The organism is Phenylobacterium sp. GW823-FHT02A09 (assembly GCF_058797775.1).
Window position 1 is genome coordinate 948171 of record NZ_JBXAJZ010000001.1, and the last position, 24044, is coordinate 972214.

Consider the following 24044-nt stretch of genomic DNA (forward strand, 5'->3'; position numbering starts at 1 on the left):
GCGCCTTGCGTATCTTGCCGGCCCTCGCAATCGCATCGTTGCTGTCGTCGACAGCCATCCCGCTGGCCGCGCAAGCCGCCCAATGCTCGAGCGGATGGGCCGGGACCATCCAGTACACGCGCAACCAGGCCAACAGCGACGCCAAGACCGAGCAGCGCGTCACCGGCAAGGGCACGGAGACCCGCAACTGGTCGATGACCTACGACTATGTCGCCCAAGTCTCCGTCCGCCCGGCGCCTGAGGCGGACTACAGCGTCGGCAAGGCCGCCATCAGCCTGACGTCGGTCTCGACCGAAACGAAGTCCGCCCAGGATCGATACATCTGTCCTCACGAGCGCACCCCTCGCGCCATGTCCGGCAACTTCGTCAGCGAGACCAAGACCCAAGGAAACGCCGCGGGACTGGAGGCGGACGTGCATGTCGGCCTGGATTCCGACGGGACCTATCGCGTCAGCGTCGGCCTGCCGGACATCCAGGGGACCGTGTCGGGTTCGAACTCGTCGAGCTACAGCGGCCAATGCACGCCCAAGCAGGGCGTGAACCAGTCGATCGCCGACATGCCGACGACAATAAACGGCTACAGCTTCGGCAGCAGCGGCAAGGATCGCGTCCTCACCTCGGATCCCGACCGACTGAACGGCAGCTACTCGACGTCGGCCTACGGCGTCACCGAGACCCTGAGATGGAACCTGCGTCGCTGCGGCGGCGCGCTGCGCCTGGTCGACGTCAAGTTCGAGGACATGAAGTTTCCGACCTGGGACGCCTGGCAGGAGATCGTCGAGCAGCGGGGCACGATCGACGGTAACATCGTCCGCGTGACGGCGACCGTCGCCAACGACGGCCCCGACGAGAAGTCGGCCACGATCAAGTTCCGCGAGACCTACAAGGGCGACAGGTGGGACGGCGCCAAGCCCGACAGCCTGATCGAAGAGCTCTCGGTCATGGTCCCGGCCGGCGAGCAGGCCGAAGTGTCGTTCAAGTGGGATTCCTCCGGCTACGCCTGGTACGACGACGGCCGGCCACGCCTGGTCCAGCGCATCAGGACCGAACTCGAAGACGCCGGAAAGAAGGTCGACGACAAGACGCAGAACCTGAAAGTCGCGCCCAAGCCGCTCGTGCTCGTGCACGGCCTGTGGTCCACCTGGAGGGCGTGGGAAGTCTGGCAGAACATTCTGACCGTCAGCCATTCCTACGACTGGAAGGCCTTTCCGGTCGGCGAGAAGCCCGAGCATGGCCGGATGCGCACCGGCGAGACGCTCGCCAATACCGATCCGACCAACACCATCGCCCAGAACGCCATCGAGCTCGGCCTGTACGTGAAGTACGCCCAGCGCGACCGCAACGCCTGGCACGTCGACATCGTCGCCCACTCGATGGGCGGCCTGATCAGCCGGCGCTACATCCACGCGACCATGCCGACCTATCCCGACGGCAAGCCGCAGGTCGCCCATCTGGTCATGCTCGGCACTCCCAACATGGGCAGTCGCTGCGCCGACCTGATCAGCGCGCCGCTGGAGACCGCCGGCCAGTCAATGGACGCGCTGCGTGAACTGCGGCCGAGCGTGGTGGCGCAGTTCAACGCCGTTCACACCGAACGCAAAGGCGTCGAGTTCTCGATCCTCGCCGGCAATCCGCTTCCCGCCGTCTGCTACATGTACGACGAGAACGACAGCGTGGTGACCGTGCCGTCGGCGACCTGGGCGATCACCGACACCGAACAGCAGAGCGTGTTCCACACCGACATGGCCACAGCCGAGGTGTTCTCCTCGTTCGCCAAACCGCGCCTCGCGATCGGACCGGCAAGGCAGAAGCCGATCAAGCTCTCGGCGCTCGACGCGGCCGCCTTCAGCTTTGACGCCGCCGACCAGACAGACGCCTTCGCGCCGGACTTTTCGAAGATCGTGAAGCTCGCGCCCGGCCAGACCTTGAGGGTCGCCCTCCCCGTCAAGGCGGCGAGCGATTTCGGTATGACCTTCATCGCGGCGAGCGCGGTGTCGGCGACGCTCAGCGACGACCAGGGCGCAGTCGTGGGCGAGAACCTCAAGGATACGCCCGCGGCCGGCCAGCTGTTCCGGTCGATCTACGCCAAGCGGGCGGTCGCGGCCGGAACCTGGACCCTGACGCTGCGAAACGACGAGCAGGCCGAGCAGCAGGTCGTCCTCTCAACCTGGTCGAAACCGAGCTGACGGCGCCTTTGTGGAGGGCGGCAGGCTAAACCTGCCGCTCGCCGCCTATTCCCACTCGATCGTGCCGGGCGGCTTGGAGGTCACGTCGTAGACGACGCGGTTGACGCCGCGCACCTCGTTGATGATCCGGGTGGCGCAGCGGCCGAGAACTTCCCAAGGAAATTCAAAGAAGTCGGCCGTCATACCGTCGGTCGAGGTCACCGCCCGCAGGGCCAGAACGTCCTCGTAAGTCCGCGCGTCACCCATCACCCCTACCGTCTTAACCGGCAGCAATACGGCGAACGCCTGCCAGATGCTGTCGTAGAGCCCGGCCTTGCGGATTTCCTCGAGATAGATGGCGTCGGCCTGCTGCAGGACCGCGACCTTTTCCCGGGTGATCTCGCCCGGAATGCGGATAGCCAAACCGGGGCCGGGGAACGGATGGCGGCCGACGAACTGCGGCGGCAGGCCCAGTTCGACGCCCAGCACCCGCACCTCGTCCTTGAACAGTTCGCGCAGCGGCTCGACCAGCTTGAGCTTCATGTAGTCGGGCAGACCGCCGACATTGTGGTGGCTCTTGATCACCGCCGACGGCCCGCCGCGCGCCGAGACGCTTTCGATGACGTCCGGATAGAGCGTGCCCTGGGCAAGGAAGTTGGCCCCGTCGATCTTCGCCGCCTCCTTGTCGAAGACGTCGATGAACAGCTTGCCGATGGTCTTGCGCTTGGTCTCCGGGTCCGAAACCCCGGCCAGCTCGCCGAGGAAAAGATCACCAGCGTCAACGTGTACGAGCGGAATGTTGTAGTGATCGCGGAACATGGTCACGACCTGCGTGGCCTCGTCCTTGCGCAGCAGGCCGGTGTCGACGAACACGCAGGTCAGCTGATCGCCGATCGCCTCGTGGATCAGCACCGCGGCGACTGAGCTGTCGACCCCGCCCGACAGGCCGCAGATCACCTTGCCCTCGCCCACCTGGTCGCGGATCTTCTGGACCATCTCCTGGCGGAACGCCGCCATGGTCCAATCGCCCTTCAGGCCGGCGATCTTGTGGACGAAGTTGCGCAGCATCAGCGCGCCGCGCGGCGTGTGCGCCACTTCCGGGTGGAACTGGATGCCGTAGTAGCGACGGCCTTCGTCGGCGATCACCGCAAAGGGCGAGCCCTCCGACACCGCCACCGCCTCGAAGCCCATCGGCAGGGCCGTGACCTTGTCGCCGTGGCTCATCCAGACGACCTCGCGGTGGCCGATCCCGCCCAGGCCGTCGAGCAGCGGGCTCTCCTTGACGATCTCGATCTCGGCGCGGCCGAACTCGCGGGTCGTGCCCGGTTCGACCCGGCCGCCCAGCTCGGCGCACATGGTCTGCTCGCCGTAGCAGATGCCCAGCACCGGCACGCCCAGCTCGAAGACCTTCTTGGTAACCGCCGGGCTCTCGTCCTCGTGCACGCTGGCCGGGCCGCCCGACAGGATCACCGCCTTGGGCGAGAAGCCGCCGAGCACCTCGTCGATCTTGTCGAAGGGGTGGATCTCGCAATAGACGCCGCTCTCGCGGACCCGGCGAGCGATGAGCTGGGTCACCTGGCTGCCGAAATCGACGATCAGGACTTTCTCGTGGGCGGGCTGGGTCATTGCGGGGTCCATTTGGCGCGCTCAAGCACGGCGACAAAGAAGCCGTCGGTGGCCGAGCTGCGGGGCGAAAGGCGAAGGTAACCCTCCGCCGTGAGGTGGGAGGCGAGATGCGGGTTCTGGGTGGCCGGGATCACGCGGAAATCCAGCCAGCGTTCGAGGAAGGCCGCGACGCGGTCTTCGTCCTCCTCGGGCAGCACCGAGCATGTGACGTAGACGATCCGCCCGCCGGGCTTCACGAACTGGACCCCGTGATCGAGCACCGCGTCCTGGTCGGCCGTGCGCTGCGCCAAGGTCGCCGGCTTCAGCCGCCACTTGGTGTCGGGATGGCGCCGCCAGGCGCCCGTGCCGGTGCAGGGCGCGTCGATGAAGACCACGTCGATCTTGCCGTCGAGGCCCTTCAGCGCATCCGGGTAGATCGGCGAGCGGACCTGGAGATTGCGCACGCCGGCGCGTTCGGAGCGGCGAACGGTGTCGGCCAGCCGCCGCGCCTCGCTGTCGTAGGCGTAGATCTGGCCCTTGTTGGCCATCGCCGCGGCCAGGGCCAGGGTCTTGCCCCCGCCCCCTGCGCAGAGGTCGAGGACCTGCTTGCCGGCGATGTCTCCTGCCGCCTGCGCGGCGATCTGCGAGGCCAGGTCCTGGACTTCGAACCAACCCTTGGAGAAGGCCGGAACGGCTTCCAGCGACTGGCTGCGCTGGCTAGGATCGGGCGCGGCGATGCGCAGGGCGTTGGGCAGCACGCCGGTCGGCTCGGCGTTGAGCGGCGCGAGCGCCTTCAGCGCCTGATCGGCGTCGGTCTTGAGGGTGTTGACCCGCAAGTCCACCGGCGCGCGCTCCGACAGCATCGCCCCCTCGAGGGCTGCGTTGTGACCAAAGGCCCGCGAGAACGACGGCTGCAGCCACTCCGGATAGTCGCCGCGGATCGACGGCGGCGCATCGGCCAGATCGCGCGGCTGCACCAGGGCCGAACGCTCGGCCTCGCTCAGCTCGCCAGGTCCGTGCGGCGCGTCGGCGGCGGCCTCGGCGATCCGCTCGATCGGCCAGTTCCACAGCACGTGCAGAGCGCTGAACACCGCCGCCCGGGGGCTGTCGTCGCCCATGCGCCAGGCCAGCGAACGGCGGCGGCGCAGGACGTCGAGCACCAGGCCCGAGACCCAGGCGCGGTCTTTCGAACCCGCAAACCGGGAGGCGTCCCCCCACGCCTTCAGCGCCAGCTTCACAGGCCGGTGGCGCGTCTCGACGTCGGTGAGGATCTCGATGGCTGCGGAGAGGCGTCCGCCGTCACGCAAGGGCTGTTCTCACGGTCAAAGGAAGATGGCGGCCACGACCGCCAGGGTGCCGGCGAACCCGACGGACCAGACAAGGGTCCGCAGGTACGGGACGTTGAGGACGTAGGCGATCGGATGCAGGGCGCGCCCGACCACGTAGAGGCTTGAGCCCCACAGCGTCAGGTCGCCCAGCTTGGCGGCCAGGTAGGCGACGATCACCGCCACGGCGTGCAGCGGGAACGTCTCCTTGAAGTTGGCGAAGGCGCGGTCGAGCCGCGCCGCCGCCCCGGCGATCGGCCGCGGTTCGTCCCGCGATCCGGCCGCCCACTTCAGGCCCTGCTGGCGCCGAGCCGCGGCCGCCGCCCAGAGCATCTGGATGAGACCGATGATCACGGCCACGCCCAGCAGCTGCAGTTCGACGGCCATGGTCATCAGACCGGGCTCGTATAGTTCGGCGCCTCGCGGGTCATCATCACGTCATGGACGTGGCTCTCACGGAGCCCCGCGCCGGTGATGCGGATGAACCGCGCCTTGTTGCGGAAGGTCTCGAGGTCGCCGGCGCCCACATAGCCCATCGCCGCCCGCAGGCCGCCGACCATCTGGTGCAGGATGGCCCCGATCGGCCCCTTGTAGGCGACCTGGCCCTCGATGCCCTCGGGCACCAGCTTCAGCGCCGAGACTTCCTTCTGGAAGTACCGGTCGGCCGAGCCGTTGGCCATGGCGCCCAGCGAACCCATGCCGCGATAGGCCTTGTAGGACCGACCCTGGTACAGGAACACCTCGCCTGGGGCCTCTTCGGTGCCGGCGAAGGCCGAGCCCATCATGGCCACGTGGGCGCCCATGGCGAGCGCCTTGGCGAGGTCGCCGGAGTACTTGATCCCGCCGTCGGCGATGACCGGGACGTCGGTGCCCTTGGCGGCGCGGACGGCGTCGGCGATGGCGGTCAGCTGCGGCACGCCGACGCCCGCGACGATCCGCGTGGTGCAGATCGAACCCGGACCGATACCGACCTTCACGGCGTCGGCGCCAGCGTCGATCAGCGCCCGCGCGCCTTCGTAAGTGGCGACGTTTCCGGCGACGATCTGGACGCGGTTGGTTTCGCGCTTCAGGCGGCCGACGGCCTTGGCGACGTCGGCGTTGTGCCCGTGGGCGGTGTCGATAACCACCACGTCAACGCCGGCGTCGACCAGCGCCATGGAGCGCTCGTAGCCGGCGTCGCCGACGGTCGAGGCCGCGCCGACCAGCAGGCGGCCCTGGGCGTCCTTGGCCGCGGACGGATAGGCTTGGGCCTTCTCCATGTCCTTGACCGTGATCAGGCCGACCGCGTGATAGTCGTCGTCGACGACGATCAGGCGTTCGATCTTGTGCTTGCGCAGCAGTTCACGGGCCTCAGCCTGGCTGACGCCCTGGCGGACGACGATCAGGTTGTCCTTGGTCATCAGTTCGCGGGCCGGGATGTCGTCGCGGCCTTCGAAGCGCATGTCGCGGTTGGTCAGGATGCCGACCAGCTTGCCGGTGCCCGGCTCGACGACCGGGAACCCCGAGATCTTGCGGCGCGCCTTGATCTCGCGGATCTCGCGCAGCGTGGTCTCCGGATTGATGGTCAGCGGATTGATGACCATCCCGCTTTCGTAGCGCTTCACCTCGCGGACCTGATCGGCCTGCTCCTCGACCGTGAGGTTCCGGTGCAGCACGCCCAGACCGCCGGCCTGGGCCATGGCGATGGCTAGGCGGCTTTCGGTGACCGTGTCCATGGCGGAGGACACGAGGGGGATGTTGAGACTGATTTCGCGAGTGAACTTGGTGGCGGTGTCCACCTGGGTAGGCATCACGTCGGACGCACCCGGTTCCAGCAAAACGTCGTCGAAGGTGAGACCTTCGCGAATGTCCATGTAAGGCTCCATTTTGCGAGCCGCGTATAAGCCCTCTCGGGCGCTTCCGGCAAGGGCCGGTTCGAGCGTAATCATGCCGCAGCGTGCTCCTTTTGGGGTTGGGATCGGGTTTGAAGGCCGAAAGTCATGGCGAACATGACCAGGCAGAGCCCCGACGACAGCGCCAGGGCCAAGGTCGGCGACTCGGCCAGCGCGAGGCCGTAGAGGGCCGGGCCGGCCACCTGCAATACGAGCGCCGGGCGCGACAACAGGGCTGAGCGGTAGCCATAGTTTGCGGGCCCGAAGAGCGTGAGCGGCAAGACGCCCTTGGCGACGGTGATCATCCCGTTGCCGCCGCCCTGCCCCAGCGCCATCAGCGGCGCGGCCTTGGCGCCGAGGGCCGCCAGGCACGATGCGCCCGTGGGATGCAGCAGGGTCGCCAGCCGCGTGGAGATCAGGATCGGCACGCGGTGCAAGACTGTGAACTCGGCCAGGCGCACGCCGACGGCCGCAAAGCCGACCAAGCCGGCGACCATGGCCGCACGCCCGGGGGTGAGCCCGAAGCTCGCCAACAGCCTGGGCAGATGGCTGGCCATGGCGCTGGAAATGAACCAGGCGCAGGCGAAGATCGTGGCGAGCTGGATCATCCGCCGATCCCAGACTACGGGCTCAGCGGGCTGGTCAGTCGCATGACGGGCGTGCGCAAGGATCTTCGGCGTGACTACGGCGACCAGCGGCAGGCAGACCAGCAGGTGCACAGCCGCCCAGGCCAGGCAGGCGCCTCGCCATCCCCAGGTTTCAGCGAGCCAGGCGGTGACCGGCCAACCGACGGCCGAACCCAATCCGCCCAGCACCGCCACGCCGGTGATCGGCCGACGGGCCTCCTCGCCATAGAGCGACACCAGAATAGCGAAGGGCGTGCCGTACATGCCGATGGTCATGCCCAGGCCGAGCACCGCCATGCCCAGGCCAAGGCCGATCACGTCAGGCGCCCATCCAAGGAGCGCCAGCGCTAGCGCGAAGATCACGTTCGAGGCCAGCAGAACGACCTTGCCGCCTCGCCGATCGATCCAGCGGCCGGCGGCGGTCGAGAGGATCGGCGACACTGCGAGCGACGCTGACGTCAGCGCAAACAAGACGGTCGGAGCAAGATGAAGATCGCGGGCGATCGGGTCGCCCAGGGCGCCCATTAGGTAGTAGCTGGAGGCGAAGGCGACGATCTGGCCAAGGCCCAAGATCAGCGTGACGAGCAGCTTCGGCGGTCGCGACTGGTTGGGCTCTCCTGACATGGCGAGCTTCTGAAGCAATTGGCCTTTTGAGGAAAACGATATATTCGACCCCCGATGTTCGAAAATCTCACATCGCGGGCTATTCCGTCGCTGAACGCCTTGCGGGCCTTCGAGGCGATGGCGCGCACCGGCCGGGCGACGCTGGCCGCCGACGAGTTGAGCGTCACCCACAGCGCGGTCAGCCGCCAGGTCAAGGCGCTCGAAGACCAACTCGGCGTTCGGTTGTTCAGCGGGCCCAAGCATCGGCTGGAACTGACCGAAGCGGGTCGCCGGTTGCTGCCGGCGCTGACCTCGGCCTTCGATCAGATCGCCACCGCCGTCGGGCAGGTCCGGGCCGGCGGCGAGGACCTGCTGATCGCCGTCAACGCCAGCGTCTCAGTGAAGTGGCTGATCCCGCGGCTGGCGCGGTTCAGCGCCGCGCACCCGACCGTGAACCTGCAACTGGCGGAGTTGCCGTCGCACGCGACGTCCTACCGTGGAGCCGACGCCGTGGTTCGGATCGTGCCGACCAGCCGCCTGTCGACGCCCGAGACGACCGCCTTCATTCCTAATCACCTCGGGCTGGTGTTGGCCCCCGCCCTGGCCGAACGCTTCGCCGCCGATCCCCTGAAGGCCCCGCGGCTGATGGCCCAGACCCATCCGCAAGGCTGGGCGATCTGGGCGGCGCTAGCCGGGGTCGAGCTTGCCCCTGCCCCCGAGCAGCCCTTCGCGCACCTGCACTTCGCCATCGACGCTGCGATCGCGGGCTTGGGGGCCGCGGTCATCTCCTGGCCGCTGGTCGCCGACTATGTCCGCACAGGCCGTCTGGTCGCGCCGATGGGCTTCCGGAGAGCGGAGAGCGCTTTCGCGATGATCGCTTCCCCGGGCGCGGGCGGCCGTCCACTCGAGCAGTTTCGTCAGTGGTTGGCCGCGGAGGGCGGCATGACGCAGCCGCCGCCTAGCCCTTGAACCCCGTCGCCACGAGATAGACTTCCGAAGAGTCCGCACGGCTGGCCTTGGGCTTGATGTTCTTCACATCGGTGAAGTGCCGCTTGAGCTCGGCGATCACCTCGGACGTTTCTCCGCCCTGAAAAGCCTTGGCGACGAAGGATCCGCCGGGCTTCAGCACGCTGATCGCGAATTCCGCCGCAGCTTCGATCAAGCCCATGATCCGCAAGTGGTCGGTGCGCTTATGGCCCACCGTGTTTGGAGCCATGTCCGAGAGCACGACGTCCGGCAGCCCGCCCAGCAACTCGATGAGCTTGGGGCCGCACGCCGGATCGGTGAAGTCCATCTCTAGGATGTGGGCGGGCGATAGCGGATCGACAGGCAACAGGTCGACGCCGACGATGTTGGTGACGCCGCGCTCGATGGCCACCTGCGTCCAGCCGCCGGGCGCCAGGCCGAGGTCGATGACCCGCGCGCCAGGCTTCAGCAGCTTCAGGCGGTCGTCGAGCTCGGTCATCTTGTAGGCCGCGCGGCTGCGATAACCGTGCGCGCGGGCCTTGGCCGAAAACGGGTCGTTGATCTGGCGATTCAGCCAAGCCTGCTGGGACGGCGTGCGATCCTTGGCCGTCTTCAGGCGAGCGGGCTTGCCCCGCCCCTCTTCCAGTCCGCCGGACGGCGGTTTGACCATGCGCTTGCGGGGAGGTTCGCTCATTCGGAAGCGTTTACAGCGGAACCCGCGCCCGATCCACGGCCGCGCCGACGGCGGCGCCGGCGTTTGCGTTTCCCGGCCCCCGACATCAGCGACATCAGGATGCCTTCTCGCAGGCCGCGGTCGGCGACGCGCACGCGCGTGCACGGCCAGAGTTCCTGCACGGCCTGCAGAATCGCAGCGCCGGCCAGCACCAAGTCAGCGCGATCGGGCCCGATGCAGGGCTGTCCGGCACGCTCCTCGGGACTGAGCTCGAGCAGCATCTGGGCTGCGGCGTCGCATTCGGCCCGACTCATCCAGATCCCGTCGACGACGCTGCGATCGTAACGCCGCAGGCCAAGGTGCATCCCCGCCAGGCTGGTGATCGCGCCGGATGTCCCAACCAGATGCGCAGCGCCGGCGTCGAACACCGGCCGCAACTCGTCCGCGTGCCGGAATTCCGCCAGTTCGCGCTTCACGGCGTCGACCATGCCCCGGTACCAGGCCTCGGTCGCCCGCTCGCCCTCCGGAAAGCGCTCCGCCAGCGTGACCACGCCGATCGGAATCGACAGCCACGCCTTGATCGGGAGTTGCGAGGCCGAGAACTTGCCGAGTTCGGTTTCCAAACCGCCTGCGGTCAGGTCGACCCAGGAAAGCTCCGTCGAACCGCCGCCGACATCGACCACCAGCGCGGCCTGCGCCTGGCGGTCGAGCAGGTTGAGACAGCCCGCCACCGACAGGTGCGCCTCTTCCCGCGGCGTGATGATCTGAAGATTCAGGCCGGTCTCGGCGGCGACCCGCGCCACGAACTCCGCGCCGTTGTCCGCGGCCCTGCAGGCTTGGGTGGCGATGGCCTTGATCTTGACCACCTTGCGGCGGCGCACCTTCTCGGCGCTGACCTTCAGCGCGGCGAGCGCGCGTTCCATGGCTGCGTCAGATAGTCGCCCCGTCTGCGACAGGCCTTCGCCGAGCCGAACGATGCGCGAATAGGCCTCTACGACGCGAAAACCTCGCCCCATAGGGGTCGCGATGAGCAGGCGGCAATTATTCGTACCCAGATCGAGCGCGCCGTAGCACGGCGAATCCGCCGAGGGCGCGACCTGGGTTTTCCGGGAACCGGAATCCGCAATCCGATCAAGCGTGGCGGTCACCGGAACGGCGACCAAAACGCTTGCTTTTCAAGGCCTTGGAGCACGTTCCGCCCGAACGCGCTCAACAGCGCCACCCTCATGGACCGACATCCGTCCCTAGCAGGCGCCGACGCCGGCGCCTCGTTTCACAGGCGACTGTAGCAAGGCCGCTCGCCTCTCGGAAGGCGCGCACTTGCACTGCGATCGAGGAACAGTACGTTCACCTCCCAGTTAGGCGCCGGGGTCTAGAGTCGGTTTTATGGACGCTCGAATCGAAAAAAGCGGACGAGATTTGGTGGCGCCTCCGGCGGTGCTTACCGAAGCGCGTCTGGCTAAGTACGCCATCGGACAGGTGGTCCGTCACCGGCACTATCCGTTCCGCGGCGTGATCTTCGACGTCGACCCGACGTTCGCCAACACCGAGCAATGGTGGCTGTCGATCCCCGAGGAAATCCGCCCGCGCAAGGATCAGCCGTTCTACCACCTGCTGGCCGAGAACGAGGAGAACGCCTACGTCGCCTATGTCTCGGAGCAGAACCTCATGCCCGACGACAGCGGCGAGCCGGTGGGCCACCCGCAGGCGGCGCTGATCTTCGAATCCTTCGAGGAAGGGCATTACGTGCTGCGCCCGCGGATCAGCCACTAGCCTGACGGCAAGGGCGTTCCACTCGACACCTCCCGCACGCAATCTTTATCCGCCGAACCCCGATTTTTCGGCATAGTTCGAACGGAAGTTTCGCGCCGACGCGCCCATTGTACGGGCCATGAGCGCTGACGGTTTCAACACCACCCCGCCGCCCGGAGCCCGGGCCGATTGGACCATCGACCAGGACTGGGCGAGCTATACCCAGGCCGAGCATGACGTCTGGACGACGCTCTATGAGCGCCAGGCGCAGCTGCTGCCGGGCCGCGCCTGCGACGCCTTTCTGAAGGGCCTGGACGCGCTCGACCTGCATCGCGGCGGCATCCCCGAGTTCGAGCGCATCAACGAGGAACTGCGCAAACTGACCGGCTGGTCGGTGGTCGCCGTCCCCGGGTTGGCGCCGGACGACGTCTTCTTCGACCACCTGGCGAACCGGCGCTTTCCGGCTGGCCGGTTTATCCGCAAGCCGCACGAACTCGACTACCTGCAGGAACCCGACGTCTTCCACGACGTCTTCGGTCACGTGCCGATGCTCACCGACCCGATCTTCGCCGACTACATGCAGGCCTATGGCGAGGGCGGGCTGAAGGCGCTCGGCCGCGGGCAACTGCACAATCTGGCGCGGCTCTACTGGTACACGGTCGAGTTCGGCCTGATGGAAACTCCGCAAGGCCTGCGCATCTACGGGGCCGGCATCGTTTCGAGCCGCTCTGAATCGATCTTCGCGCTGGACGATCCCTCCCCCAACCGGATCGGCTTCGACCTGGAGCGGGTGATGCGCACCCCCTACCGGATCGACGACTTCCAGCAGGTCTACTTCGTCATCCCCTCGCTGAAGGCGCTGCGCGAGACGACGCTGGCCGATTTCTCGGCGATCTACGCACGGCTCAACGGGGCCGAGGACATCGCCATCGACGCGATGGCGCCGGGCGACCGCATCTTCACCTGCGGCACGCAGGCCTATGCGGAGCGCGGCGGTCGGCAGGCGGCCGGCTAGCCGCCGGCTTTCTCCCGGTCCAGCAGGGTCTGGATGCCCTTCTGGACCTCGAGTCGCGCCGCGGGCGTGAACACGCGATAGCGCTGCGCCTTGGGGCCCGAGGCGACGCTGATCTCCTCGTCGGTGACGTAGATGAAGCGTCCCTGGAAGGCGCCCGTCATCGGCAGCCCAGTCGTCATCCGCAGGCCTTCAAGGCGAACCGCGCAGTTCTCCAGCGTGTCGATGTTCGGCGCGATCGGCCGAAAGTCGGGCTTGCCGTTCATGCCCTCGACCATGCGCCAGCAGACACCCGGATTGCTTGGCGCCGTGAGCGGCTTCTCGCATGCCGTCAGCACCAGGGGCGCCAGAAGAACCGAAATCAGCCGTCGCATCGTCAGTAGTCCTTGCGCCAGCGAACCGCGAGCTTGCCGTCCCCCTGGCTGGCCAGCTTCGAGATGATGGACAGGTTGCGGCCGAGTCGCCACTCCACCTGGGCGGACGGTCCGTCGCGCCCTCCCCCGGTGATCTCGAGATAGACGTCGTCGGTCAGATACTTGCCGCCAGAAACGGTGACGCCGGACTCGTCGCCGCCGGCCAGCGACAGACGGTCGAGACCCGCAAACGTGCGCAGGTTGCCAACGACGTCGAAACCGCCGCCGCCCGCGAGCGACGACAGCGCAGACGCCAGCTGCGCGGCCTCGAGGGGCGAAAGCTGCGAGGCCGAGCGCCCGAACAACACCTGCGACAGCACCTCGTCGTTGGGTAGGGTCGGCACCGAGGTCAGGGTGATCTCCGGCTTGGCCGCCGTTCCGCGGATGCGCACCACGGCGGTCAGCGAGGGATCGTCCCGTGTCGCCGACAGGTCCAGCCGGATCGCCTGCGGCGATGTCGCCAGATAGACCACGCCGCGGTCGTCGAACTCGAAGCGCTTGCCGGCGAAGTCGTACTCGCCGCGCACGACCCGCGCCGTGCCCGACAGCGTCGGACGCGCCGTTGTGCCGCCGACCCTGGCGTCGAGCGACAGCTCGACGTCCAGGCCCTTGCCACGCAGATAGATCCGTCGCGGCGCCTTGAGCGTGACGTCGAGCGTCATCGCCGGCCCGCGGCTCGCCACCGGCTGCAGCGAACCGGAGATGTCGACCGGCTTGTTGCGCTCGATGACGTCCATGTTCACGACGCCGGAGCCGCCGGTCAGCTTGGCCGCCACGTCGGCGCGATCGATGGTCAGGTCGCCCGCCAGCCGCACCTTGCCGTCGGCGGCGCGGTCGAGGGTCGCCTGACCCGACGCCGAAGCAGTCGCGAGATCATTGTCGATCAGCCGGAAATTCTTCAGGTCGAGCTTGAAGGTCGAGGCCCCGTCGCGGAGCAGGCTCAGCCGGCCGGATCCCGCCAGGGAGCCGCCATGCCCGTCCGCCCCGGTCGCCTGCACGATGTTGACCGCATTGTCGGCCAGCGTCGCGCGCAGCGTGACGTCGGTGAGCACGAGCCCCGTCGCGCCGTCGGAGAAGCGGCCGTTGTCGACCTCGGCCTGCCCCACGGCCCGCGGGTCGGCGAGCGTACCGCTGAGCGTGCCCTGCATCTGCACGTGGCCGGCCAGCTCGCGTTCGCCGCCGACCAGCAGGTCCCAGAGCGGCTTGACCTCCCCGTCCGCGAAGAACTTGCCGCGCATCGGCTGCGTTCTGGCGATGGCGATGCGGAACGGACTGGCGCTGGTCTCGGTCGGAAGCACCACCTCGGCGTTGGCGCGCAGGCCATGCTCGTTGGTCATCGCGGCGTCGAGTTCGAGGGAATCCCCGGACAGCTTCGCCTTCAGCACGCCGTCCAGGCCCTGCTCGCGCGGCGATCCACGACCCCGGGCGTCGTCCAGCTTGGCTTCCAGCGTTCCGTCCAGCTGGCCGCCACGCCCGGTCAGGGTCAGCGTGCCGTCGGCCCGGCCCGTGAGGTCAGCGTTCACCAGACCGAGCCCCAGGTTCTGCACGTGCGCGCGGATGTCAGCGGCGTCCTTTTCGAGGCTCGCATCGAGATCGATGCGCCCGCCGTCCGAAGCGACCAGCCGCAGACGCGCGCTGCGCTCTGCGCCGCCGAAGCGCAAGACCGCCGGCTCGACGGTCTTCATGTTCCGGCGGCCGTAGGCGCCGTCGCCGGCGAAGGTCAGTTCGTAGCCCGGATCTTGCGCCGACAGCGTGCCGCCGCCCTCGAGGCGCCAGCGCTCGCTGGACGACACGCCCTGCAGACGGGCCTGATAGGGCAGTCGCGCCAGGGGTCCGTCCGCGGTGATGGCTCCGTTGCGGACCGCGAAGCGAGAGCCCGGCAGCACCGCATCGTTGGCGGTGAGGTTCAGCGTCGCGCGTGGGCCGCCTGAGGCATCGACGATCTTCACCGTCCCCGCGATCACCCCGCCATCGAGGAAGGCCCCCTTGACGACGCGCACCTTGAGATCCGCCGCCGAAGGGGTCGCCTTGCGAAGCGACACCGCGCCGCTGGCGGTCAGCCCGCCGGCGTCCACCGACAGGTCCGACAGGTCGACCCCGCCCCGCGGGAAGCTGAAGGCCGAGTGCGCCGCCGCTGGGCCGAACTCGCTGGCCGCCTTCAGCGAGACGACGCCGCTGGAGGCGCCCGTCCCGCGCATGAAGCTCAGGGTCAGCTTGGCGTCCTTGAGCGGCAGCCGCGGCAGGTCGATGGCCTCGATGTCCGCGAGCAGGTCCGCGCGCGGCGACGACAGCTTGCCGGTGACGGCGCCCGTCCCGCTGGCCTTGCCGGTGATCTCGACCGGGCCGGCGCGGAACGGCCCGTTGGCCGACCAGTCGAGCTTGAAGCGCATGTCGCCCGCCTCGTCGAGCACCCCAGCGGTGGTCGCGTTGATCGCCGCCCCGTCGAGCGCGCCGCGGGTGATCGAGACCTTTCGGCCGGCGACGTCGGCACGGGCCTGTAGGCTAGGCGTGGGACCGAGCAACCGATCGAGCTCGGAGAATCCGGACGCGAACCGCGCGCCCTTGGCGTCAAGGCTCAGGGCCCACGGCTTGCCGGCCCCGCCTTGGCTCGCCGACCAGTCGGCGGCGAGCGCGCCGCTGGCGCCGGCCCGCGCCGCCGCCAGGTTCGAGAACGCCGCCGTGCCCTTGAAGTTGAGGCCGCCCAGCAGGCTGCGGCCGCCGCTGGCGTCGACCTTGAGCCCGGCGCCGGTCGCCTCGACCTTGCGCAGCATCAAGCGGCCGTCCGCCAGCCGCGCCCCGTCGATCACGGCCGTCGGCCGCGCGCCCAGCAGCGCCGCGGCCAGCCCTGAGCCGCGCCCGCCTGCGCCGGCAAGCCGCCCCTCGATCGCCAGGACCTTGTCCTTGCGCGTCAACTGGAACGGCCCAGAGACGCGATCGAGGTCGTACTGTCCCAGCTTCAGACGGGCGACGTCGGCGGTTCCGGCGAACAACAGATCGTCCAGCGTCCCGGTCAGCACGCCATCGACGCGGCCAAGGCCCATGGAAGGGCCGCCGGTAACCTTCGACAGCTCCCGCGCCGAGGCGGTCAGCGCCACGCCCTGCGGCCCCGTCCGGCGCTCGCCGATGTTCGCTTTGCCCTTGGCGGTCACCGCCACGTTGTCGGAGGTCAGCTCAGCCTGCAGGTCGAACAGGCCTTGCTCGGCCTTGGCGCCCGTCACCACGAACTGAACCTGGGGGCCGAGCCTCGCGACCAGCGCCTGCGTATGGGTCGAGGCGGCCAGCTCGACGCGCCCTTGCGCCGAACCGCCTTCCGGACCCCAGACGCCCGACGCGTCCACCGGCCGGGTCGCGCCGCTCTCGGCGATGGCCGAGAACCGGCCGGTCGAAGTTTCGCCCTTGGCGCGGACGTGCAGCAGGAACGGCTGATCAGGCGCAAGACCGAGCGCCCCGGCCAGCGCGCCGCCTTGGGCCTCGCGCGCGTCGGCCTCCAACACCAGCGGCCGGCCGCCCCCGAAGTCGAACTTAGCGTCCAGGTGATCGCCGGGGTGCAGAACGCTGGCCGCCTTCGCCGCGCCTTTTTGGCCGCCATTGCGGCGCATGAGCTCAATCGAGGCTTCGACATCGTAGACCCCGCGGGTCCGCGCCAACTCCGGCATCAGTTCGACCCGGCCGCTTGCACGGTCGATGACGATGTCGATCGGCATGCCCTCCGAGGGCCGCTTGGGCTCGGTCACCGGACGTCGATAGACGACCAGATGTGCGGCTGTAACGTCGGTGGCGTGGAATCGCCGCTGCAGGAGATCGCCGAACACCCACTTGAGGCGGAGATTGCGGCCCTCGAGCCAGACCCCTTTGGGGTCGCGGATCTCGACCTTGCGGACACTGAAGTCGCGCCATACGTCGCCGCTCAGTCCTTCGAGATAAAGCCTTCCGAACCGACCGACCTTCAGGCCGTTGGCCCGCGTCTCGATGATCGACCGACCCTGCGGCGACAGCGCTCCGTAGCGTCCTGTGAGCAGGGCGGCGGCGGCCAGGGCGACGAGCAGAGCGCACGCCACAAGCACGACCAGGCCCCATCGCCGGCGGGCCTTCTTCTTCGGCGCGGACGGCGCCTCTTCGATCTCGTTCGGCGTCTCGGTCAAAAGCTCTGCCCGATGCTGAGATAGATCTGGAACGCCGGGTCGCCTTCGCGCTTGTCGAGCGGCACGGCGATGTCGGCGCGGATCGGGCCGAAGCCGAGATCGTAGCGAACGCCGATCCCGACGCCGACGCTGAAGTCGTCGCCGGTGGGAAACTCGTTGGTCCCGACCGCGCCGGCGTCCACGAACGCGACGACGCCCCAGCGCTCGCCGACTTTCTGGCGCAGCTCAAGCGACGTCTCCAGCAGCGAGATGCCGCCCTCCGGCGTGTTGTCGATGTCGCGCGGGCCGATGGCCTGGAACGCGTAGCCGCGCACCGAGCCGCCGCCGCCGGCGTAGAACCGGCGGGACGCAGGCACCTCGGGAATGCTGCCGCCGATCATCGCCCCGGCCTTGACGCGCCCCGCGATCACCGTGCGCGCCTTGGCGTCCACTGGCACGTAGACCGTGCCTTGGCTCTGGACCTTCAGATAGGCCATGCTCTCGTCGCCGATCAGGTAGGTCGGCTCGGCCCGCACGTCGAGACGCCAGCCACGCTTGGGATCCAGCGGATCGTCTGAACGATCGAGGGCGCCGGCGGCCAGGCCCGCCACAGTGAGAAGTCGATCTCCCAGAGAAGAGACCTGGATGGTCTGCTTCTCCTCGACCGAGCCGTAGTCGAGCGACCCGCCAAGCGTCAGGTACGACGTCTTCCTGAAGCGCCGGGTGACGTCAGCACGAATGCCGACCCCGGTTTCGTCATAGGCGTCGGTGCGGTTAGAATAGGCCCCGCCCCCCGCCTTGAACGTCTGCTGCGGCCGTCGCCAATGCGGCAGGGTCAACTCGGCCCCCAACCGACTATCGATGTTTGAGACCCGAGCCAGCAGCGCCAGCGTGTCCGCCCGGCCAAGGACGTTGTAGCGAGTCCAGCGCGCGTCGGCCCCGAAACCCTCGGTGGTCGAATAGCTGGCCCCCAGTTCCAGCGTGCGTGGCTTGCGGTCGGCCAAGCTGAGCAGGATCGGTCGCCGCCCATCGGGCTCGGCCTGATCCTTGGGGGCCAACGAGACGGTGACGGAGTCGTAGACCCCGGTGTCTAGCAGCCTGCGCTCCAGCTCGCCGACGTCTTCGGGATCGTAGACCTCGCCCGGCCTCCACGGCGCCAAGCTCTCCAGCCAGCCCGGGCGGCTACGCCCCCGCTCGCCGACGATCTTCAGCCCGCCCAGGTGCACCAGTTCGCCCGCCGCGATCTTGTAGGTCGGCTGGACGGTACGATCGGCGTGATCGACGATGACCTCTCGCGGTTGGGCCGCCGCGTCGGCATAACCCCGCTTTTGGACCGCCGCGACGATGCGGCCTTCGGCGTTGATGACGTCGACCGCGCGACCGGGAGCACCGGTGGCCAGGCCCATCACCACCTCGCCGGACTGGCGGACGCTTTCGATCGGCTCCGGCGCAATCCAGTCGATCTGCGGATCAGAGAGGGTGAACAGCGGGCCGGGCGTGACCCGGACGATAGCCGTCGGCGGGTCGCCATCGCCCACGTCGGGATCCACCTCGTAGGCGTAGTAGCCCTCGGACCGCAGCACCGCGATCGCGTCCTCACCGGCCTCATTGGCCCGGCGTCGGGCTTCAAAGCGGTTGGAGATCGGCTTGTCTGTTTCGCCGACGGCGCGGACGATCGCCTCGCGCAGGTCGCCGTCGAGTTGTCCTTCGATGGTCGCGCGCGGAGACTCGGCCCGAGCCGTTCCAGACGCACAAATGGCCGCCGAGGCGGCGACCGCGACGACCAATCGTCCCACGCCAATCCTTTCACATGCGCCCCGTCCATCGGTGTAGCCCGCGTCGCGCTCGCCTGTCACCCACCACCGATAGATGAAGGCGCCACACGCGCAGGCGCCAATCTGCACAATTCGTGGGCGCCCACGCGGGGCGCGACGGCTGGGTCGGATTTCGCGCTTCAATCGCGCCCGCCTTTCCTAAGCTTTTCCCAGCGAACTGCAGGAAAGGGCTGGCGGGTGGAGTACGGCGTGGCGACCCAGGACCCTGATTGCACAACGGGCGCGCCGGCGGTCCAACCGCCCGCGGTTCCCTACGATGAAATGCTCACCGGCGGCGGCGGCGTGCGCGACCACTATGCAGGCCTGCATCAGCGCATCGCGACTCTGGCCCCGGCTGAAATGGCCGAGCGCCAGCGCACGCTGGAACGCTACTTCCTGCTCCAGGGCATCACCTTCACCGTCTACGGCGGCGAGAGCAGCACCGAGCGGATCATCCCGACCGACCTGCTGCCGCGGATCATACCGGGCGCCGAATGGGAGCGGATCGAGGCCGGACTGACCCAGCGCCTGCGCGCGCTGAACATGTTCCTGGCCGATATCTACGGCGCGCAGCAGATCCTGATGGACGGCGTGGTGCCTCGCGAGCTGGTGTTGGGCGCGCCCTCCTATCGACGGGAGATGCAGAACCTCTACGTGCCGCATGAGGCCTATGCCAACGTCTGCGGATCCGACCTCATTCGCCAGCCGGACGGCGCCTTTGCGGTGCTGGAGGACAATCTGCGCGTCCCATCGGGCGTCTCGTACATGCTGGCCAACCGCGAGGCCTCGCGGCGCACCTTTCCGGGCTCGTTCCGCGAGGCGGGCGTGCGATCCATCGACCGCTATCCGGATCTGCTGCTCAGCACGCTGAAAAGCATGGCCGCGGACTGGCGGCCCAACCCGCAGATCGTCGTGCTGACCCCCGGGGTCTACAATTCGGCCTACTACGAGCACGCCTATCTCGCCCGGCTGATGGGATGCCCGCTGGTCGAGGGCCGCGACCTCGTGGTGCACGACAACATGGTCTACATGCGCACCACGACCGGTCTGCGACGGATCGATGTGATCTATCGGCGGGTCGACGACGACTTCATCGACCCCCTGACCTTCCGCCGGGACTCGGCGCTTGGGTCGGCCGGCCTGTTCAACGCCTACCGGGCCGGCAACGTCGTGATCTGCAACGCGCCCGGCACCGGCGTCGCCGACGACAAGGCGGTCTACGCCTACGTCCCGGCGATCATTCGCTACTATCTCGGCGAGGACGCGATCCTGCCGAACATCGAGACGTATCTCTGTCGCGAGCCGACTCAGCTGGCGCATGTGCTGGCCAATCTCGACAAGCTGGTGGTGAAGGCGGTCGGCGCATCGGGCGGCTACGGCATGCTGGTCGGACCGCACGCCAGCCGCAAGGAGCGCGAAGCGTTCGCCACGGCCATCGCCGCCGACCCCGCCAACTACATCGCCCAGCCTACGATCCAGCTCTCGACGGCGCCCTGCCTCGTCGATGGCGAGATCGAGCCGCGGCACGTCGACCTGCGCCCCTTCATCCTGTCGGGCGACAAGATCGTGGTGACGCCAGGCGCCCTGACCCGGGTGGCCCTCAAGAAGGGGTCGCTGGTCGTGAACTCGAGCCAAGGCGGCGGCTCCAAGGACACTTGGGTGCTGGAATCCACCCCGACAGGAGCCCAGCCATGATGCTCGCCCGTGTGGCCGACAGTCTCTACTGGATCGGTCGGTACGTCGAACGGGCCGAGCACTTGTGCCGCCTGAGCGACGTCATGCTCAACGCGACGCTCGATCGCAACGAAGCCGCAGGGCTGGTCTCGCGCATCGTGCTGTCAGCCGTCGGCGACACCGAGCTGCACCGGGCGGACGATCCCTACCAGCTCGCCCTGGCACTGGCGCTCGACCGGCATGACGGCGGCTCGATCGTCTCGTCGCTGGCGCTCGCCCGAGAAAACGCCCGGCAGGTCCGCGACCAGATCACGACCGAAACCTGGGAGCGGCTCAACATGCTGCACCTCCGGGTCACGGCCGGCGATGCGACTCGGGCGTTCGGAGACGGCCCCTCGGCCTTCATGCACGACATCATCGCCGACCTGCACCTGTTCAAGGGCGCCGCCGACGCGACGATGAGCCATGGCGAAGGTTGGCGCTTCCTGCTGCTCGGCGTGTACCTTGAACGCGCTCAACTCATCGGGCGCTTGCTCGAAGCCTGCTTCGGTCTGCGCCGCGCCCCGGAAGACCACATGGCCCTGATGGGGGTGCTGCGGATGAGTTGCGCGTTGGAGCCGTACCTGCGCCGCTTCACGGCCGACGTGCAGCCGCGCAAGGTGCTGGAGTTCCTGTTGCTCGACGAGGAGTTCCCGCGCTCGATGCGCTTCTGCACCGCGCGGATCGAGGAGTATCTCAGCACGGCCGCGCGTCATGCGGACGCTGGGGGACATTCTCCGCCCGAGCGCCTGGCCGGCCGCCTGCGCGCGCGTCTGCAGTACGCGGACATCGACGAGCACGACGGCGCCAGCGGGCTGATCTCCAGCGTGCTGGAAGACTGCGCGGCTCTGCATCAGTCGATCTACGACACCTTCGTCGCCTATTCCCTGGAAACCCGGCTGCCGGCCTAGGACCCCATTGCATGCTTCTCGAAGTCCGGCACGTCACCCAGTATCACTACGCCGAACCCGTGCGCGAAAGCGTCATGGAGGTTTGGATGCAGCCGCAAAAGGCCGCCCGCCAGCGCCTGGTCTCCTTCGACCTCGACATCGATCCGGCCGCGCAGTTGTTCTCCTACGCCGATCCCTTCGGCAACGCGGTCTACCATTTCGACGTCCCCCATCCACATGACCGGCTGCGCATCGTCGCCAACGCCGCCGTGGAGACGCAGGCGCCGCCCGCCCTGCCCGAGGCGCTCGACCATGGCGAATGGGACCGTCTGCGCAGCGACTTCGTGCGCGGCGAAAACTTCGACTTCCTGACGCTCGGCGGCTTCGCGGTGGAAACCGACGCGCTGCGCACCTACGCCGCCGAGCACGGCCTGGACGAGCTCCGGCGGCGCGATCCGCTCAACGCGGTGCGCGCGCTGTCGGAGACCATCTACACCTCGTTCGACTACGAACCTGGGGTCACCCATGCCGACAGCCCGATCGACCTGGCGCTCGGCGCCGGGCGCGGCGTCTGCCAGGACTTCGCCCACATCATGATCGCGATCTGCCGCGGCTGGGGCGTTCCGGCCCGGTACGTCTCCGGCTACCTGTTCACCGACCGGCAGGCTGGCGACCGGTCCGACCCGGACGCCACCCACGCCTGGGTGGAGGTCTTCCTGCCGTCGCTGCGCTGGATCGGCTTTGATCCGACCAACAACGTGCTCGCGGGCGAGCGCCACATCGCCGCCGCCGTCGGCCGCGACTACAACGACGTGCCTCCCTCGCGCGGGGTCTACAAGGGCGACGCCGAAAGCCAGCTCGCGGTGGGTGTCTCCGTGCGACGCGCCCGCACTGCGCCGACCGAGCCGGAGTTCATCCGCATGGCGCAACCCTCTTTCGCGCGCGGCGGCCGACGACGGCCGGCCGGCGTCCCCGCCTACGACCAGCAACAGCAGCAACAGCAGCAATAGCCGGTCAGTCGAAGGGAAAGGTCACCATGACCACGCCGGTGGTTTCGTCCCCGCCCGCGGATCGGTAGGTGGCCCTGGCCGCGGCGTTGTCTTCGTCGGTCAGCACCCAGGCCTCGGAGCAGCCCAGGGCTCTGCCTTTTGCCAGCAACGCGTCCAGCAGGGCCCGCGCCAGGCCTCGCCGCTGATGGGTCGGCGCGACGCCGACCTCATTGATCCAGAGTTGGGGCGGCTTGTCCGGGTGTACGTAGTGCACCGCCGACGCGAAGCCCACGACCACATCGCCATCGATCGCCACGGCCAGGTGGTGTCTGGGATCGGCGAGAAACTCCGCCCAGAGCGCCGGGTCGACCGCCTTGTCGAACACGTCGACGGCGACCTGCCCTAGTACGGCCAGGTCGCCGGATCCCAAGAGGCGAACGAACGGCTCGCCCATCGCCGCTAGCCTGGGAACACGTAGGCGCGGCCGACCGAGAGATTGAGTTTCGCGCCGGGCCTCAGTTCAGCCACCGCTTGTCGCGCGAAGGCCGCCTCCAGCCGCAGGCCGCCCGGCGTGGTGCCGTCGATCCGCGCGACGGCGCCCTGCGGGGCGATGTGGTTGGCGACGAAGCCGAAGCTCGCTTCGTCCTCCGCCGGCGACAGCACAAGCTCGTGGGGCCGCACATAGGCCACCGCCGCGCCGTCGGCGACGCCGGCGACGGCGAACTGAACGTCGCCATTGCGGAACCGGCCGGCCTTCACCTCGCCTTCGATGCGGTTGGATTCCCCCACGAAGCCGGCGACGAAGGCGCCGGACGGATTGTCGTGGATCTCCTGCGGGGTCCCGACCTGCTCGATTGCGCCCTGATTGAGGATCGCGACCCTGTCAGCCAGTTCCAGCGCCTCTTCCTGGTCGTGGGTGACGAAGATGGTCGTGACGCCGGTGGCGTCGTGGATGCGGCGCAGTTCCTTGCGGAGCGACTTGCGGACGGTCGCATCGAGCGCGCCGAAGGGCTCGTCGAGCAGCAGCACGCTCGGGTTCACGGCCAGGGCTCGGGCTAAGGCGACCCGCTGGCGTTGGCCGCCCGACAACTGCGCCGGATAGCGCTTGCCCAATTCGCCGAGCTCGACCAGCCGCAGCAATTCATCCACCCGCTGGGTGATCTCGGCCTTGCTCGGCTTGGTGGCCCCTTTGCGCACGTCGAGGCCGAAGGCGACGTTCTTGGCGACCGTCATGTGCCGGAACAGGGCGTACTGCTGGAACACGAAGCCGACCCGGCGCTCAGCGGCGCCGGCATAGGTCATGTCCTGATCGCCGTAGAGAACCTGACCGCTGTCCGGGAACTCGAGACCGGCGATGACGCGCAGCAACGTGGTCTTGCCCGAGCCCGACGGGCCGAGCAGCGCCAGCAGTTCGCCGTCGGCGATCTCGAGGCTGACGCTGTTGAGCGCCGGATACCGCCCAAAGGTCTTCTCCACCGAACGGATGGAAATGGTCATTTGCAGCGT

At 68.3% G+C, this 24044-nt stretch carries 19 protein-coding genes; 7 read left to right on the forward strand and 12 right to left on the reverse strand.

The features are described from left to right. The first annotated feature begins 5 nt into the window (after positions 1–5). Positions 6–2186 carry an esterase/lipase family protein gene (locus tag AC1Q87_RS04755; RefSeq protein ID WP_492607822.1) on the forward strand — a complete coding sequence of 727 codons (2181 nt, stop codon included), beginning with the start codon at positions 6–8 and terminating at the stop codon, positions 2184–2186. A 45-nt stretch (positions 2187–2231) separates the two neighbouring features. Here the strand turns inward: AC1Q87_RS04755 and guaA are convergent, their stop codons facing one another. From guaA to AC1Q87_RS04780, 5 genes are all read right to left on the reverse strand, one after another. Then, the gene (gene guaA / locus AC1Q87_RS04760; protein WP_492607823.1) at positions 2232–3791 is read right to left on the reverse strand and encodes a glutamine-hydrolyzing GMP synthase; all 1560 of its coding nucleotides are present in this window, start codon (positions 3789–3791) and stop codon (positions 2232–2234) included. After that, the gene (locus tag AC1Q87_RS04765) at positions 3788–5077 is read right to left on the reverse strand and encodes an RsmB/NOP family class I SAM-dependent RNA methyltransferase (RefSeq protein WP_492607824.1); all 1290 of its coding nucleotides are present in this window, start codon (positions 5075–5077) and stop codon (positions 3788–3790) included. The genes guaA and AC1Q87_RS04765 overlap by 4 nt, the downstream gene beginning before the upstream one ends. Positions 5078–5092: 15 nt before the next feature. Next, complete coding sequence (locus AC1Q87_RS04770) at positions 5093–5488, reverse strand: MAPEG family protein (protein ID WP_492607825.1); 396 nt, start codon at positions 5486–5488, stop codon at positions 5093–5095. Continuing rightward, positions 5488–6948 (reverse strand): IMP dehydrogenase, encoded by a 1461-nt coding sequence (gene guaB, locus AC1Q87_RS04775; protein ID WP_492607826.1) that lies wholly within the window; start codon positions 6946–6948, stop codon positions 5488–5490. The genes AC1Q87_RS04770 and guaB overlap by 1 nt, the downstream gene beginning before the upstream one ends. Before the next feature lie 71 nt (positions 6949–7019). Continuing rightward, on the reverse strand, positions 7020–8216 hold the full coding sequence (locus AC1Q87_RS04780) for an MFS transporter (RefSeq protein ID WP_492607827.1): 1197 nt from the start codon (positions 8214–8216) through the stop codon (positions 7020–7022). Positions 8217–8270: 54 nt separating this feature from the next. Here AC1Q87_RS04780 and AC1Q87_RS04785 point away from each other — a divergent pair, with 54 nt between their 5' ends. Further along, entirely contained in the window at positions 8271–9164 is an 894-nt protein-coding gene (locus AC1Q87_RS04785) for a LysR family transcriptional regulator (protein WP_492607828.1), read from the forward strand. On the opposite strand, the gene AC1Q87_RS04790 is transcribed toward AC1Q87_RS04785, so the two are convergent. Together AC1Q87_RS04790 and AC1Q87_RS04795 are read right to left on the reverse strand one after the other, a co-directional pair. Beyond that, on the reverse strand, positions 9154–9855 hold the full coding sequence (locus tag AC1Q87_RS04790; protein WP_492607829.1) for an RlmE family RNA methyltransferase: 702 nt from the start codon (positions 9853–9855) through the stop codon (positions 9154–9156). The genes AC1Q87_RS04785 and AC1Q87_RS04790 overlap by 11 nt on opposite strands. Then, positions 9852–10961 (reverse strand): Ppx/GppA phosphatase family protein, encoded by a 1110-nt coding sequence (locus AC1Q87_RS04795; protein ID WP_492608269.1) that lies wholly within the window; start codon positions 10959–10961, stop codon positions 9852–9854. The genes AC1Q87_RS04790 and AC1Q87_RS04795 overlap by 4 nt, the downstream gene beginning before the upstream one ends. A gap of 310 nt (positions 10962–11271) precedes the next feature. Between AC1Q87_RS04795 and hspQ the strand changes: the two genes are divergently transcribed. Both hspQ and phhA read left to right on the forward strand, forming a co-directional pair. Next, a complete protein-coding gene (gene hspQ, locus AC1Q87_RS04800; RefSeq protein ID WP_436063569.1) occupies positions 11272–11607 on the forward strand; it encodes a heat shock protein HspQ in 336 nt (111 codons plus the stop codon). Positions 11608–11725: 118 nt separating this feature from the next. After that, positions 11726–12601 (forward strand): phenylalanine 4-monooxygenase, encoded by an 876-nt coding sequence (gene phhA, locus AC1Q87_RS04805; protein ID WP_492607830.1) that lies wholly within the window; start codon positions 11726–11728, stop codon positions 12599–12601. Here the strand turns inward: phhA and AC1Q87_RS04810 are convergent. From AC1Q87_RS04810 to AC1Q87_RS04820, 3 genes are read right to left on the reverse strand one after another with little or no spacing between them, the layout of a single operon-like run. Beyond that, the gene (locus tag AC1Q87_RS04810; RefSeq protein WP_492607831.1) at positions 12598–12972 is read right to left on the reverse strand and encodes a hypothetical protein; all 375 of its coding nucleotides are present in this window, start codon (positions 12970–12972) and stop codon (positions 12598–12600) included. The genes phhA and AC1Q87_RS04810 overlap by 4 nt on opposite strands. Positions 12973–12974: 2 nt before the next feature. After that, positions 12975–17153: a translocation/assembly module TamB domain-containing protein gene (locus tag AC1Q87_RS04815; RefSeq protein ID WP_492607832.1), complete on the reverse strand. Its 4179-nt coding sequence runs from the start codon at positions 17151–17153 to the stop codon at positions 12975–12977. After that, positions 17150–18928 carry an autotransporter assembly complex protein TamA gene (locus AC1Q87_RS04820; protein ID WP_492607833.1) on the reverse strand — a complete coding sequence of 593 codons (1779 nt, stop codon included), beginning with the start codon at positions 18926–18928 and terminating at the stop codon, positions 17150–17152. Before AC1Q87_RS04820 ends, AC1Q87_RS04815 begins: the two co-directional genes overlap by 4 nt. 300 nt (positions 18929–19228) lie before the next feature. Between AC1Q87_RS04820 and AC1Q87_RS04825 the strand changes: the two genes are divergently transcribed. From AC1Q87_RS04825 to AC1Q87_RS04835, 3 genes are read left to right on the forward strand one after another with little or no spacing between them, the layout of a single operon-like run. Continuing rightward, on the forward strand, positions 19229–20641 hold the full coding sequence (locus tag AC1Q87_RS04825) for a circularly permuted type 2 ATP-grasp protein (protein ID WP_492608270.1): 1413 nt from the start codon (positions 19229–19231) through the stop codon (positions 20639–20641). Next, positions 20638–21570 (forward strand): alpha-E domain-containing protein, encoded by a 933-nt coding sequence (locus AC1Q87_RS04830; RefSeq protein ID WP_492607834.1) that lies wholly within the window; start codon positions 20638–20640, stop codon positions 21568–21570. Before AC1Q87_RS04825 ends, AC1Q87_RS04830 begins: the two co-directional genes overlap by 4 nt. 11 nt (positions 21571–21581) lie before the next feature. After that, a complete protein-coding gene (locus AC1Q87_RS04835) occupies positions 21582–22559 on the forward strand; it encodes a transglutaminase family protein (RefSeq protein ID WP_492607835.1) in 978 nt (325 codons plus the stop codon). 4 nt (positions 22560–22563) lie between these two features. Here AC1Q87_RS04835 and AC1Q87_RS04840 read toward each other — a convergent pair whose 3' ends face one another. Then, positions 22564–22992, reverse strand: a complete 429-nt coding sequence (locus AC1Q87_RS04840; RefSeq protein ID WP_492607836.1) for a GNAT family N-acetyltransferase — start codon at positions 22990–22992, stop codon at positions 22564–22566. A 5-nt stretch (positions 22993–22997) separates the two neighbouring features. Next, positions 22998–24035, reverse strand: a complete 1038-nt coding sequence (locus tag AC1Q87_RS04845; RefSeq protein WP_492607837.1) for a sulfate/molybdate ABC transporter ATP-binding protein — start codon at positions 24033–24035, stop codon at positions 22998–23000. Positions 24036–24044 lie beyond the last annotated feature (9 nt).

Excerpts from the sequence above, each read along its gene's own strand:
- guaA (WP_492607823.1), bottom strand. The coding sequence starts at position 3,791 with ATGACCCAGCCCGCCCACGAGAAAGTCCTGATCGTCGATTTCGGCAGC.
- AC1Q87_RS04770 (WP_492607825.1), bottom strand. The coding sequence starts at position 5,488 with ATGACCATGGCCGTCGAACTGCAGCTGCTGGGCGTGGCCGTGATCATC.
- guaB (WP_492607826.1), bottom strand. The coding sequence starts at position 6,948 with ATGGACATTCGCGAAGGTCTCACCTTCGACGACGTTTTGCTGGAACCG.
- AC1Q87_RS04780 (WP_492607827.1), bottom strand. The coding sequence starts at position 8,216 with ATGTCAGGAGAGCCCAACCAGTCGCGACCGCCGAAGCTGCTCGTCACG.
- AC1Q87_RS04785 (WP_492607828.1), top strand. The coding sequence starts at position 8,271 with ATGTTCGAAAATCTCACATCGCGGGCTATTCCGTCGCTGAACGCCTTG.
- AC1Q87_RS04790 (WP_492607829.1), bottom strand. The coding sequence starts at position 9,855 with ATGAGCGAACCTCCCCGCAAGCGCATGGTCAAACCGCCGTCCGGCGGA.
- phhA (WP_492607830.1), top strand. The coding sequence starts at position 11,726 with ATGAGCGCTGACGGTTTCAACACCACCCCGCCGCCCGGAGCCCGGGCC.
- AC1Q87_RS04810 (WP_492607831.1), bottom strand. The coding sequence starts at position 12,972 with ATGCGACGGCTGATTTCGGTTCTTCTGGCGCCCCTGGTGCTGACGGCA.
- AC1Q87_RS04825 (WP_492608270.1), top strand. The coding sequence starts at position 19,229 with ATGCTCACCGGCGGCGGCGGCGTGCGCGACCACTATGCAGGCCTGCAT.
- AC1Q87_RS04830 (WP_492607834.1), top strand. The coding sequence starts at position 20,638 with ATGATGCTCGCCCGTGTGGCCGACAGTCTCTACTGGATCGGTCGGTAC.
- AC1Q87_RS04835 (WP_492607835.1), top strand. The coding sequence starts at position 21,582 with ATGCTTCTCGAAGTCCGGCACGTCACCCAGTATCACTACGCCGAACCC.
- AC1Q87_RS04840 (WP_492607836.1), bottom strand. The coding sequence starts at position 22,992 with ATGGGCGAGCCGTTCGTTCGCCTCTTGGGATCCGGCGACCTGGCCGTA.
- AC1Q87_RS04845 (WP_492607837.1), bottom strand. The coding sequence starts at position 24,035 with ATGACCATTTCCATCCGTTCGGTGGAGAAGACCTTTGGGCGGTATCCG.